The organism is Herbiconiux daphne, from assembly GCF_024979295.1.
Lineage (GTDB): Bacteria > Actinomycetota > Actinomycetes > Actinomycetales > Microbacteriaceae > Herbiconiux > Herbiconiux daphnes.
In genome coordinates this window covers 876736-889607 of sequence record NZ_JANLCJ010000001.1, presented here as the reverse complement: position 1 = coordinate 889607, position 12872 = coordinate 876736, and the positions used below count along the sequence as shown (strand labels likewise).

At 70.4% G+C, this 12872-nt stretch carries 11 protein-coding genes; 4 read left to right on the top strand and 7 right to left on the bottom strand.

The window, feature by feature from the left end; all coding sequences use genetic code 11:
• The first annotated feature begins 63 nt into the window (after window positions 1-63).
• The 3 genes from N1032_RS04495 (at window position 64) to araA (ending at window position 4255) form a co-directional block, all read left to right on the top strand.
• Complete coding sequence (locus N1032_RS04495; protein ID WP_259537737.1) at window positions 64-1803, top strand: xylulokinase; 1740 nt, start codon at window positions 64-66, stop codon at window positions 1801-1803.
• A 191-nt stretch (window positions 1804-1994) separates the two neighbouring features.
• Window positions 1995-2741 carry an L-ribulose-5-phosphate 4-epimerase gene (locus N1032_RS04490; RefSeq protein ID WP_259537985.1) on the top strand — a complete coding sequence of 249 codons (747 nt, stop codon included), beginning with the start codon at window positions 1995-1997 and terminating at the stop codon, window positions 2739-2741.
• A complete protein-coding gene (gene araA, locus N1032_RS04485; protein ID WP_259537736.1) occupies window positions 2738-4255 on the top strand; it encodes an L-arabinose isomerase in 1518 nt (505 codons plus the stop codon). Before N1032_RS04490 ends, araA begins: the two co-directional genes overlap by 4 nt.
• A gap of 96 nt (window positions 4256-4351) precedes the next feature.
• Here the strand turns inward: araA and N1032_RS04480 are convergent, their stop codons facing one another.
• The 3 genes from N1032_RS04480 to N1032_RS04470 are packed head-to-tail and all read right to left on the bottom strand — an operon-like array spanning window position 4352 to window position 7796.
• Entirely contained in the window at window positions 4352-5332 is a 981-nt protein-coding gene (locus tag N1032_RS04480) for a sugar phosphate isomerase/epimerase family protein (protein ID WP_259537735.1), read from the bottom strand.
• A complete protein-coding gene (locus N1032_RS04475; RefSeq protein ID WP_259537734.1) occupies window positions 5329-6576 on the bottom strand; it encodes a dihydrodipicolinate synthase family protein in 1248 nt (415 codons plus the stop codon). Before N1032_RS04475 ends, N1032_RS04480 begins: the two co-directional genes overlap by 4 nt.
• Window positions 6573-7796 (bottom strand): Gfo/Idh/MocA family protein, encoded by a 1224-nt coding sequence (locus N1032_RS04470; RefSeq protein WP_259537984.1) that lies wholly within the window; start codon window positions 7794-7796, stop codon window positions 6573-6575. Before N1032_RS04470 ends, N1032_RS04475 begins: the two co-directional genes overlap by 4 nt.
• 531 nt (window positions 7797-8327) lie before the next feature.
• Here N1032_RS04470 and N1032_RS04465 point away from each other — a divergent pair.
• Entirely contained in the window at window positions 8328-9164 is an 837-nt protein-coding gene (locus tag N1032_RS04465; RefSeq protein ID WP_259537731.1) for an alpha/beta fold hydrolase, read from the top strand.
• Between the two features lie 86 nt (window positions 9165-9250).
• Here the strand turns inward: N1032_RS04465 and ftsY are convergent, their stop codons facing one another.
• From ftsY to glmU, 4 genes are read right to left on the bottom strand one after another with little or no spacing between them, the layout of a single operon-like run.
• On the bottom strand, window positions 9251-10123 hold the full coding sequence (gene ftsY, locus N1032_RS04460) for a signal recognition particle-docking protein FtsY (protein WP_259537729.1): 873 nt from the start codon (window positions 10121-10123) through the stop codon (window positions 9251-9253).
• Complete coding sequence (locus N1032_RS04455) at window positions 10116-10388, bottom strand: mycoredoxin (protein ID WP_259537725.1); 273 nt, start codon at window positions 10386-10388, stop codon at window positions 10116-10118. The genes ftsY and N1032_RS04455 overlap by 8 nt, the downstream gene beginning before the upstream one ends.
• A 28-nt stretch (window positions 10389-10416) precedes the next feature.
• Entirely contained in the window at window positions 10417-11394 is a 978-nt protein-coding gene (locus N1032_RS04450; RefSeq protein WP_259537723.1) for a ribose-phosphate diphosphokinase, read from the bottom strand.
• Window positions 11395-12852: a bifunctional UDP-N-acetylglucosamine diphosphorylase/glucosamine-1-phosphate N-acetyltransferase GlmU gene (gene glmU, locus N1032_RS04445; RefSeq protein ID WP_259537722.1), complete on the bottom strand. Its 1458-nt coding sequence runs from the start codon at window positions 12850-12852 to the stop codon at window positions 11395-11397.
• Between the last annotated feature and the right edge of the window lie 20 nt (window positions 12853-12872).

Below are 12872 nucleotides of genomic sequence, written 5' to 3'. Positions count from 1 at the left end.
GTCGTACACTCGATCCGAAATGTGATCGATCACATGCAGCGAGCCGAAGGAGCCCCGTCGCCCATGAGCGAGTCACCCGCCGAGCTAGACACCCCCGCCGACGAGGCCACCCCCGCCGCCCGCACCAACGCCGCCGCCGCCATCGCCGCGGGCCGCGCCTCGCTCGGCATCGAACTCGGATCCACCCGCATCAAGGCCTGCCTCATCGGCGACGACCCCTCGGTGGTGCTCGCGGTCGGCAGCCACGACTGGGAGAACCAGTTCGTCGACCGCATCTGGACCTACTCGCTCAACGACGTCTGGTCGGGCCTCCAGGCCGCCTACGCCGACCTCGTCGCCGACGTCGCGACCCGCTACGGCGTGACCCCCACGACCTTCGGTGCCATCGGCGTCTCGGCCATGATGCACGGCTACCTCGCGCTCGACGGCGACGGCGAGTTGCTCGTGCCGTTCCGCACCTGGCGCAACACCACCACCGGCCCGGCGGCGGCGCAGTTGAGCGAGCTGTTCGGCGTCAACATCCCGCTGCGCTGGTCGATCGCCCATCTGCAGCAGGCCGTGCTCGACCAGGAGCCGCACTTGCAGCAGCTCGCCGGCATCACCACCCTCGCCGGCTACGTGCACCAGCGGCTGACCGGCCGCAACGTGCTCGGGGTCGGTGATGCGTCGGGCATGTTCCCCATCGACTCGTCGACCAACGACTACGACGCCGAACTCGTCGAGCGCTACGACGAGCTCGTCGCCCAGGCGGCGCCCGGGCTGCGCCTCGAGAATCTGCTGCCCGACGTGCTCGTGGCGGGCGAATCCGCCGGCGAACTCACCGCCGACGGCGCCGCGCTCCTCGACCCGACCGGAACGCTCCAGCCCGGCGCACTCCTCTGCCCACCCGAGGGCGACGCCGGCACCGGCATGGTCGCGACCTGCTCGGTCGCGCCGCGCACCGGCAACGTCAGTGCCGGCACGAGCATCTTCGCGATGGTCGTGCTCGAGCGCCCCCTCGCTGAGGTTCACCACGAGCTCGACCTCGTCACCACCCCGGCGGGCGACGCCGTGGCGATGGTGCACTGCAACAACGGCGCCAGCGAGCTCGCCGCGTGGGCCGCACTCTTCGGCCGCTTCAGCGCCGCGGCCGGCTCGCCCATCGACGACGACCGCGTGTTCGACGTGCTGTTCCGCGAGGCGCTCGCCGGCGAACCCGACGCGGGCGGACTCCTCGCCTACAACCACCTCGCCGGCGAACCCATCGCCGGACTCACCGAGGGCCGCCCACTCGTCGTGCGCACCCCCGACAGCCGCCTGACCCTGCCAAACTTCATGCGCGCGCAGCTCTACGGCGTGTTCGGCACCCTCGCCCTCGGCATGCGCGTGCTCGCCGACGAGAACGTCACGCTCGACCAGATGTTCGCCCACGGAGGCATGTTCCGCACCGCGGGTGTGGCCCAGCGCTTCCTCGCCGGCGCCCTCGACGCCCCCGTCTCGGTCGCCGCCACCGCCTCGGAGGGCGGCGCGTGGGGCATCGCCGTGCTGGCCGCCTACGCGTCGTCGGTCGCCCGGGCCACCGCATCGACGGGGGCTCCGGATGCCGCCACCACCACCTCGACGAGCACACCGGATGCCGCCACCCCCGCCGCAGCCGGCCTCGACGGGCTGGCGCTCGACCGCTACCTCCGCGACCACGTGTTCGCCGGCACCACGTTCGAGACCGCGGCCCCCGACCCGGCCGACGTCGCCGGGTTCACCACCTACCTCGACCGTTACCACGCCGGCCTCGCCGTCGAGCGCGCCGCGGTCGACGCGCTGTAACCGGACGCCACCCAAACCAGCGGCCCCCGCCACCACGCCAAACGACCCCCGCCACCCCACCAACGACACCCACCATCCACCACCCACCAGCGACACCCACCACCCCCACCAACGACACCCACCTCGTCCACCCCCACCCCCCACCCACAAGGAGCCGCCCAGTGACACCACTCGACGACCTCGACACCCCGGTGTCCGCGACCACCGCGCCCGCGGCATCCGGAGCCCCCTTCGCCCCCTCGCCCGAGCTCGCCGCCTCGATCGACGCCGTGCGCGCCGACGTCGCGAAGCTGCACGCGCAACTCACCCGCTACGGACTCGTGGTGTGGACGGGCGGCAACATCTCGGGCCGCGTGCCCGGGGCCGACCTCTTCGTCATCAAGCCCTCGGGCGTCGACTACGACGACCTCGCGGCCGAGAACATGATCCTCTGCGACCTCGACGGCGCCGTCATCCCGGGCACGCCAGGCTCCGACCGGTCGCCGTCGAGCGACACCGCGGCGCACGCCTACGTCTACCGCAACATGCCCGACGTCGGTGGTGTGGTGCACACCCACTCCCCCTACGCGGTGGCCTGGGCGGCGCGCGGTGAGTCGATCCCGTGCGTCACCACGGCGATGGCCGACGAGTTCGGCGGCGAGGTGCCGATCGGACCGTTCGCCATCATCGGCGACGACTCGATCGGCCGCGGCATCGTCGAGACGCTGAAGGGCCACCGCTCGCGGGCGGTGCTGATGAAGAATCACGGCCCCTTCACCATCGGCAAGAACGCGCGCGACGCCGTCAAGGCCGCCGTGATGGTCGAAGACGTCGCCCGCACCGTGTTTCTCACCCGCCAGCTCGGCGAACCTCAGCCCATTCCGGCCGAGGCCATCGACTCCCTCTTCAACCGCTACCAGAACGTCTACGGACAAGACCCGACGGGATCACTGAATTGAGCACTCTCCCCACCACCCTCGAACCCTATGAGATCTGGTTCTTCACCGGCAGCCAGAACCTCTACGGCGAAGAGACCCTCCGCCAGGTCGCCGAGCAGTCGCAGCAGATCGCGGCGACGCTCGACGACGCATCGGTCATCCCTGTGAAGATCGTGTGGAAGCCGGTGCTGAAAGACAGCGACTCCATCCGCCGCGCCGCCCTCGACGTGAACGCCGACGACAAGGTGATCGGCGTCATCGCGTGGATGCACACCTTCAGCCCCGCGAAGATGTGGATCGCCGGACTCGACGCCCTGCAGAAGCCGCTGCTGCACCTGCACACGCAGGCGAACGTCGAGCTGCCTTACGCCGACATCGACTTCGACTTCATGAACCTGAACCAGGCGGCCCACGGTGACCGCGAGTTCGGCTACATCCAGACCCGCATGAGCGTGGCGCGCAAGACCGTGGTGGGTCACGCGTCGAACCCGATCGTGCAGCAGCAGATCGCCGACTGGGCGCGCGCGTCGGCCGGATGGCAGGCCGTCAAGACACTCAAGCTCGCACGCTTCGGCGACAACATGCGCTACGTGGCGGTGACCGAAGGCGACAAGACCGAGGCCGAGATCCGGTTCGGGGTGCAGGTCAACACCTGGGGCGTCAACGAGCTGGCCGAGGCGGTCGACGCGGCGAGCGAGACGGATGTCGATGCTCTCGTGGCCGAGTACGAAGAGCTCTACGACGTGGTGCCCGAGTTGCGCAAGGGCGGTGACCGGCACCAGTCCCTGCGCGATGGCGCCGCGATCGAGCTCGGCCTGCGCTCGTTCCTCGAGGCGGGCGGCTTCGGCGCGTTCACGACGAGCTTTGAAGACCTCGGTTCGCTCAAGCAGCTGCCTGGCCTCGCCGTGCAGCGGTTGATGGCCGAGGGCTACGGCTTCGGCGCCGAGGGCGACTGGAAGACCGCCATCCTCGTGCGTGCCGCCAACGTGATGGGCGCCGGGCTGCCCGGTGGCGCGTCGCTGATGGAGGACTACACCTACGACCTGGTCGAGGGAGCCGAGACGATCCTGGGCGCCCACATGCTCGAAGTGAGCCCGTCGCTCACCACGGCGAAGCCGACCCTCGAGATCCACCCGCTCGGCATCGGCGGCAAAGACGACCCGGTGCGCCTGGTGTTCACGGCCGACCCCGGCCCCGCGGTGGTGGTGGCGATGAGCGACATGCGCGACCGGTTCCGCCTCGTGGCCAACGTGGTGGAGGTCGTGGAGCCTCGCGCCCCGCTGCCGAACCTTCCGGTGGGCCGCGCGGTGTGGCGCCCGGAGCCGTCGTTCGCGACCTCCGCCGCCGCCTGGCTGACCGCCGGGGCCGCGCACCACACCGTGATGTCGACGGCCGTGGGCATCGAGGTGTTCGAGGACTTCGCGGCGATCGCGAAGACCGAGCTGCTCACCATCGACGCCGACACCACCCTCAAGGGCTTCGCCAACGAGGTGCGCTGGAACCAGGCCTACTACCGCCTGGCGCAGGGCCTCTAGCCCGGCACGACCCTTCGCGAGTGGGCACTTTCGGCGGCAAAACCCTCGGTTTTGCGCCGAAAGTGCCCACTCGCGAAGGGGAGGGCGGGGTGAAGGTCAGAGGTGGGGGTGCACGAGGGTCGCGTAGCGGCGCGCCAGGGTGGCCAGAACCTCGGCGCCGGGAGCCGCCCAGACCTCGGCGTTGAAGATCTCGACCTCGATGTCGCCGGTGTAGCCCGCGGTCGCCACCGCCCGCGTGAACGCGGGGAAGTCGATGTGCCCGTCGCCCATCATGCCGCGCGAAAGCAGCGTGTCGGCGGGCAACGGGGTGATCCAGTCGCAGACCTGGTAGCTCACGATGCGCTCCCCCGCGCCGGCCCGCGCGATCTGCTGCTCGACGCCCGGCTCCCACCAGAGGTGGAACGTATCGACCACCACGCCGACCTCGTCGGCCGCGAACTGCTCGGCGATGTCGAGCGCCTGCGCCAGGGTCGACACGACCCCGCGGTCGGCGGCGAAGATCGGGTTCATCGGTTCGATGCCGAGCACGACCCCGCGGGCCTTCGCTTCCAGCGCGAGCGCGGCCACGGCCTCCGCTGCGCGACTACGCGCCCCGACCAGGTCTTTCGACCCCTCGGGCAGCCCGCCCGGCACGAGCACCAGGGTGGGTGCACCGAGTGCCGCCGCCTCGTCGAGCGCCCGCAGGTTCTCGTCGTGGGCGTTGCGTCTTTCGACCGGGTCGGCCGTGGTGAAGAACCCGCCGCGGCAGATGGTCGACACCCGGAGTCCGGATGCCTCGATCCACCCCACGGCGGTCGCGAGACCGACCTCGGCGATGGGTTCGCGCCAGAGTCCGATCGACGAGAGGCCGGCCGCGACGGTTCCGTCGATGGCCTCCCGCAGGTTCCAGTTCGCCGTGGTGCGCTGGTTGAGCGACAACCGCGCGAGCCGGGCATCGCCGGCACGGGGCGTCGGCGTGCCGGCCGGGAGGCCGCTCGGCACGTCGAACTCGGCCTCGGGGGCGACGCCGCCGGCGGGAATCGGGTTTGACCCTTTGCCCGAATCGACGAGGCCGACCGGCGGCCGGACATCCGTCATCGCGTCGCCCCGAGGGTGGCCGCCACCAGGCCGAGGCGGTGCGCCGCGAGCTCGGGGTCGGGCAGCAGCCGCGCCCCGTTGAGCAGCTCGAACACCCGGGCCAGGTGTGGCAGGCTGCGCGCCGACTGGAGGCCGCCCACCATCTGGAACCCGTTCTGCTGCCCCGTCAACCACGACGTGAAGGCGATGCCCACCTTGTAATAGAACGTGGGCGCCTCGAAGATGTGCCGCGAGAGCTCGAGCGTCGGCGCCATCTCGGCGTCGTAGCGGTCGAGATCGCCGTCGTCGAGCGCGGCGAGAGCAGCGGATGCCGCGGGCGCGATGGCCGCGAAGGCGCCGAGCAGCGCGTCGGAATGCCCCTGGTCGTCGCCCCGGATGAGTTCGGGGTAGTTGAAGTCGTCGCCGGTGTAGAGGCGCACGCCCGCCGGAAGCGCGCGCCGCAACGCGACCTCGTGCGACGCGTCGAGCAACGACACCTTGACGCCGTCGACCTTGCCGGCGTGGGCGCGAACGAGCTCGAGGAACGTGTCGGTCGCGGCCGCGACATCCGTCGACCCCCAGTAGCCCGCGAGCTGCGGGTCGAACGCCTCGCCCAGCCAGTGCAGCACGACCGGCTGCGACACCTGGCTGAGGATGCGATCGTAGGTGGCGAGGTAGTCGTCGGGACCGGTGGCGGCGCGGGCGAGATGGCGCGATGCCATCACGATCACCTGCGAGCCGGTGCCCTCGACGAAGGCGACCTGCTCGAGGTAGGCGTTCTGCACGTCGGCGAGCGTCGCCGACGTGCCCGCGGCGGCCGCGACGGCCGCATCAAGCAGGTGGTCGGTGCCGGCGCCCGAGGCGATACGCGCGCCGAACTCCTTCGCCTGCGCGGCGCTGCGCGAGATGAGCTGCCGGATGGCGGGCCAGTCGAGGCCCATGTTGCGCTGCGCCGTGTCCATGGCTTCGGCCACACCGAGGCCGTAGCGGAACAGGTTGCGGCGAAAGGCGAGCGTCGCCTCCCAGTCGATGGCGGCCGGGGCGCCGGGCACGTTGTCGCCGTGCGGGTCGGCCACCACGTGGGCCGCCGCGAACGCCACCCGCGAGGAGTAGGGCTGCGGATGCTCGACCCAGGCACGCGGTGCGTTCAACTCGATCTCGCGCCAGCCGTCGGCGGTCGGCAACGAGACGGTGCCGAGGGCTGCGGGCGAGGGGGCTGCGGCATCCGGGGCCGTCGCGGGGGCGGCATCCGTGGTGCTCGTCATGCCTCGACCCTCTCGGACTCGACCCTCTCGATCTCGGCCAGCACGGCCTCGGGTGAGGGAGCGGACGGGGAACCGGAGGCGGACGGGGACGTCGGTGCCGCGTCGACCTTCTCGATCACGATGCGGCGCCCCTCGGCCGACGACTGCAGGCCGGCGTCGACCAGCTGCAGCCCGCGCACGCCCGCGGCGAGGTCGTAGGGGTGCGGGCGGCCGGCGACCACGTCGTGCAGGAACTGCTCCCACTGGGCGCGGAAGCCGTTGGTGAACTCCTGGTTGTCGGGAATCTGGGTCCACTGCGACGGGAAGTCCTGGTCGGTGGGCAGGTCGGGGTTCCAGACGGGCTTCGGGGTGTTGACGCGCGGCTGCACCTTGCAGCCGAACAGCCCGGCGACGGCCGAACCGAGGGTGCCGTCGACCTGGAACTCCACCAGTTCGCCGCGGTCGACCCGCACCGCCCAGCTGGAGTTGATCTGGGCGATGATGTCGCCCTCGAGCTCGAAGATGCCGTAGGCCGCGTCGTCGGCGGTCGCTTCGTAGCGGTTGCCCTGCTCGTCCCAGCGCTCGTGGATGTGGGTGACGGCCTTGCTCGAGACCGCCTCGACCCGGCCGAAGAGGTTCTCGAGCACGTAGTTCCAGTGGCAGTACATGTCGAGCGTCATGCCGCCGCCGTCTTCTTCGCGGTAGTTCCAGCTCGGGCGCTGCGCGGGCAGGAAGTCGCCCTCGAACACCCAGTAGCCGAACTCGCCGCGCACGCTGAGGATGCGGCCGAAGAAGCCCGAGTCGATCAGGCGCTTGAGTTTCAGCAGGCCGGGGAGGTAGAGCTTGTCGTGCACGACACCGTTGATGACCCCCGCCGCATCGGCCGCCGCCACGAGCTCGAGGCCGTCGGCGACGGAGTTGGCGATGGGCTTCTCGGTGTAGATGTGCTTGCCGGCGGCGATGGCCTGCAGGATGGCGTCTTTGCGGGCGCTCGTCACCTGGGCGTCGAAGTAGATGGTCGCCGTCTCGTCGGCCAGGGCCTCGGCGAGGTCGGTGGTGTACTCGGCCACGTTGTGCAGGGCCGCGAGTTCGGCGAGCTTCTCGGCGTTGCGGCCCACGAGGATCGGCTCCACCTGGATGCGGTCGCCGTTCGGCAGGAGCACGCCCCCGTCGTCGCGGATCGCGAGGATCGACCTCACGAGGTGCTGTCGGTAGCCCATGCGCCCGGTGACGCCGTTCATGATGATGCGGAGTGTCTGCGTCGACACGGCGCCTCCGTTCTGTCGGGGTCTGTCTGCGCTTCCGCCTTCGCGGTGGAAAGCGCTTTCCATCTCCCACGACTATGACAGAAACTCCTGCGCGAGTCCAGCCCCAGGCCGCGCGAGCCCTGCGTGCCGGGTTGGGGGTGCCGCGCGGCACCCGTTGAGTTGCGCCAAAGTGCCCGACGAGCGAGCTCGATCGGGCACTTTGGCGCAACTCAACAGCCGGCGCTCGGCGCGCAGCGCCGGGCGCCGGGCGCTGGGGGCGGCGGCGCTAGGGCTGCGAGTTGCGGCGCACGGGCTGGCGACGGTAGCCGTCGCGTCGCACCTCGACGACGGAGGCCGCCGCGCCGAGTGCTGCGATGAGGGCGAGAACCGTCAGGAAGATCATCATGAGTGCACCTCCAGATGCGTCGGGTGGCCACGAGCGTAGCGGCCACTTGACCTTGCTCGCTCGATTGGCTCAATCATCCGCTGAATTTGGCCTCACCTCAAGATGCCACATTGCTCGCGGTGGACACTGCCGCCGCCGACGTCGAGTGCGGGTACCGTGAAGAGGTGGACTTCGCGACCAACCCCGCCGACGGCACACGCATCGCCTACCGAGCGATCGGCGAGGGCTCCCCGCTCGTGCTCGTGCACGGCACCGCCCTCTCGCAGGCGATCTGGCGCGGGTTCGGCTACCTGCGCGAGTTCACCCGCGACCACCGGGTCATCACGCTCGACCTGCGCGGCCACGGCCGCAGCGACAAGCCGCACTCGGCCGGCTCCTACGCCATGCACCTGTTCGCCGCCGACGTGCTCGCCGTGCTCGACGCGCTCGAGATCGAGGCCGCCCACTACGCCGGCTACTCCCTTGGCGGGCGGGTCGGCTTCTCACTCGCGGCGGCGCATCCCGGCCGGCTTCGCAGCTTCGTCAGTCTCGCCGGCGCGCCCGGCACCGGCGGCGGTGCCTTCGACCGCGTCTTCTTTCCGGGCAGCCTGCAGGCGCTCGAGTCGGGCGGCATGGCCGGCTTCCTCGAGGGGTGGGAGCGGGCATCCGGAGCCCCACTCGACCCCATCACCCGTGGCGCCTTCGCCGCCAACGACGCCGCCGCTCTGGCCGCCTACATGCGCGAGACCGAGCGCGACGAGCGGGTTCCGGATGCCGCCCTCGCCGCCCTGCCGATGCCCGTGCTGCTCGCGGCCGGCTCGCGCGACCCCGAACGCCTGCGCGCCGCCCACCACGTGCGCGGCCTGCTCCCCACCGCCGAACTCGCCGTGATCGAGGGCGCCACCCATGCCGACACCCCGCGCCACCCCGAGGCCCTCGCCCTCACCCGCGCCTTCCTCGACCGCCTCGCCCCCTAGCCCCACCTTCGCCGAGTTGCGCCAAAGTGCCCGACGAGCGCGCTCGTTCGGGCACTTTGGCGCAACTCGGCGAAGGGGGAAGGGGGCTAGCCCACGAGGTTCTGGGCGAAGACGTGGGGGGTGAAGCCGGTGAGGTCGTTGATGCCCTCGCCCTGGCCGACGAGCTTGATCGGGATGCCCGTCTTCTCCTGCACCGCGAGCACGAACCCGGCCTTCGCCGAACCGTCGAGCTTCGTGATGACGAGGCCCGTGACCCCCGCGTGCTGGATGAAGGCGTCGGCCTGCGCGAGCCCGTTCTGCCCGGTCGTGGCGTCGAGCACGAGCAGCACCTCGGCGATCGGCGCCTGCTTCTCGATGACGCGACGGATCTTGCCCAGCTCGTCCATCAGACCCCCCTTGGTCTGCAGGCGTCCGGCCGTGTCGATCAGCACGATCTCGGTGCCCGTGCGCTTGGCCATCTCGATGGTCTGGAAGGCGACGGATGCCGGGTCTTGCCCCTCGTGCTGCGGACGCACCACCGCGGCACCGGCGCGCTCGGCCCAGGTGGCGAGCTGCTCCACCGCGGCGGCACGGAACGTGTCGGCCGCCCCGACCACCACCGAGCGGTTGTAGGTCTTGAGGAAGCGCGCGAACTTGCCGATCGTGGTCGTCTTGCCCACGCCGTTCACGCCCACGACCAGCACCACGGCCGGGCGCTCGGTGAGCTTCAGCGTGGGGTCGTATTTCGACAGGCGCTCCTCGATCGACTCGCGGAGCATCCGCTGCAGGTCTTTCGGGTCGGTGGTCGAATAGCGCTGCACCTTGGCCCGCAGGTCGTCGACCACCTCGTCGGTGACCGCGGGGCCGAAGTCGGCCTTGATCAGCGCGTCTTCGAGGTCGGTCCAGGTGTCGTCGTCGATGGTGCGCTTGGCGAACATGCCTCGCAGGGCGCCCGATAGCGACCAGGGGCGATCAGCCAATGCGCTCAGCCACTTCGCGCACCGAGGGGTTGGTCGCGGTCGAGCCGTCGGGGAAGACGACCGTGGGAACCGTCTGGTTGCCGCCGTTGACCGAGGCCACCAGTTCGGCCGTGCCGTCGACCTCTTCGATGTTCACCTCGGTGAACGGGATGCCCTGGGCGTTGAGCTGCGACTTGAGGCGCGCGCAGTAGCCGCACCAGCTGGTCGAGAACATGGTGATGCCGCCGGCATCCGGCGTGTAGGTGTCGATCGAGGCGATGCTCATGACACCCAGTTTAAGCCCGGTCGGCGGCCTAGGCGTCGCCGTCGAACATCGTGGTGACCGACCCGTCGCTGAAGACCTCGTTGATGGCCCGGGCGATCAGAGGCGCGATGGGGAGCACGGTCAGGCGGTCCCAGTGCTTCTCGGGCGGCAGCGGCAGGGTGTCGGTGACCACCACCTGGTCGATCGACGGCGACTGCAGGATCTCGGTGGCCGGGTCGGAGAACACGGCGTGCGTCGCGGCGACCACGACCCCGGTCGCGCCGGCGGCCTTGAGTGCCTCGGCAGCCGCCACGATGGTGCGCCCGGTGTCGATGAGGTCGTCGACGAGCAGGCAGACGCGGCCGTTCACGTCACCGACGATCTCGTGCACGCTGACCTGATTGGGCACGCGCGGATCGCGGCGCTTGTGGATGATGGCGAGCGGGGCGCCGAGCTTGTCGCTCCAGATGTCGGCCACGCGCACGCGGCCCATGTCGGGGCTCACGACCGTGAGGGTCGACGGATCGAGCGACTGGCGCATGTGCTCGAGCAGCACCGGCATCGCGAAGAGGTGGTCGACGGGGCCGTCGAAGAAGCCCTGGATCTGCGCCGCGTGCAGGTCGACCGACATGATGCGGTCGGCGCCGGCGGCCTTGAAGAGATCGGCCACCAGCCGGGCCGAGATCGGCTCGCGGCCGCGGCCCTTCTTGTCTTGCCGGGCGTAGGGGTAGAACGGGGCCACGACGGTGATGCGCTTGGCGGAGGCGCGCTTCAGGGCGTCGACCATGATGAGCTGCTCCATGAGCCACTCGTTGATCGGGGCGGTGTGCGACTGGATGACGAACACGTCGCTGCCTCGCACGCTCTCGCCGTAGCGGATGTAGAGCTCGCCGTTCGCGAACGTGCGCGCCTCGGTGTCGACGAGCTTCGTGCCGAGTTCGGCAGCGATGTCCTGCGCCAGCTTCGGATGCGCTCGCCCCGAGACGACGACGAGGCTCTTCTCTCCGCTGGCCTTGATTCCGGACACCTATTCTCCAGTCTGTTCGGCCTCGACGGCCGTCTGCGACCCGGCCGCCTGCGCCGCCGTCGCCGCATCCGTTCCGGGCCGATTCTGCTCGACCCACCCAGCCATGTTGCGCTGAGGTGCCACGTTGATCGCCAGAGCGCCCGCCGGAACGTCTTTGCGAACGACCGTGCCGGCGCCGGTGTAAGCACCGTCACCAATCCTAACCGGGGCGACGAACACGTTGTGCGACCCGGTGCGAACATGCGAGCCCACCTGGGTGCGGTGCTTGTTCACGCCGTCGTAGTTGGCGGTGATCGTGCCGGCGCCGACGTTCGAGCCCACGCCGACCTCGGTGTCGCCGATGTAGGACAGGTGCGGCACCTTGCTGCCGGCCCCGATGTGCGAGTTCTTCGTCTCGACGAACGTGCCGATCTTGCCGTCGGCGTCGAGCACCGTGTTGGGCCGCAGGTAGGAGAAGGGGCCCACGGATGCGCCGGCGCCGATGACGCTGAGCGTCGCGTCGGTGCGCTTCACGACCGCGTTCTCGCCGACCTCGCAATCGACGAGGGTGGTGTCGGGGCCGATGGTGGCGCCGCGGGCGATGGTGGTGGCGCCCTTGATCTGGGTGCCGGGCAGCAGCTCGACGTCTTCGCCGAAGCTGGCCTTGAGGTCGATCCAGGTGGTGGCCGGGTCGTGCACCGTGACGCCGTTGAGCTGCCAGCCGCGCACGATCAGGGCGTTGAGCTTGGCGGCGGCCTCGCTGAGCTGCGCGCGGTCGTTGACGCCCGCGACCAGCCACGGCTCCGAGACCGCGAGAGCCGCGACATCCGACCCCGCCCGGCGCAGCAGGCCGATGACGTCGGTGAGGTATTTCTCGCCCTGCGCGTTGGCCGTGGTGACATGGGCGAGCTGGTCGCGCAGTTCGGCGACACCGAAGACGTAGACGCCGGCGTTGATCTCACGCAGGGCGCGCTCGGAGTCGGTGGCGTCTTTGTGCTCGACGATGCGGTCGAGCAGTCCGTCGGGGGTGCGCACGATGCGGCCGTAGCCGGTGGCGTCGTCGAGTTCAGCAGAGAGCAGGGTCGCGGCCGCGGCGGTGGCGCGGTGCTCGGCGATGAGTCCGCGCAGGGTGTCGGCGTCGAGCAGCGGCACGTCGCCCGAGACGACGAGCACGTCGCCGTCGAAGTCGGCGGGCAGACCGGCGACGGCCTGTTCGACGGCGCGGCCGGTGCCGGGCACGTCGTCTTGGTCGACGATGATGCTCGAGGGGAAGTGGTCGGCGATCACCTCGACGACACGGTCGCGCTCGTGGCGCACGACCGAGACGGTGTAGGCGGCATCCAGTTCGCCGGCGGTGGCGAGCACGTGCCCGATGAGCGGCACGCCCGCGATCTCGTGCAGGAGCTTGGGCGTCTGCGACTTCATGCGGGTGCCCTGGCCGGCGGCCAGGACGATGATGGCGAGTCTCTGGTCAGTCATGTCGTTCCTCTTCCCATTCC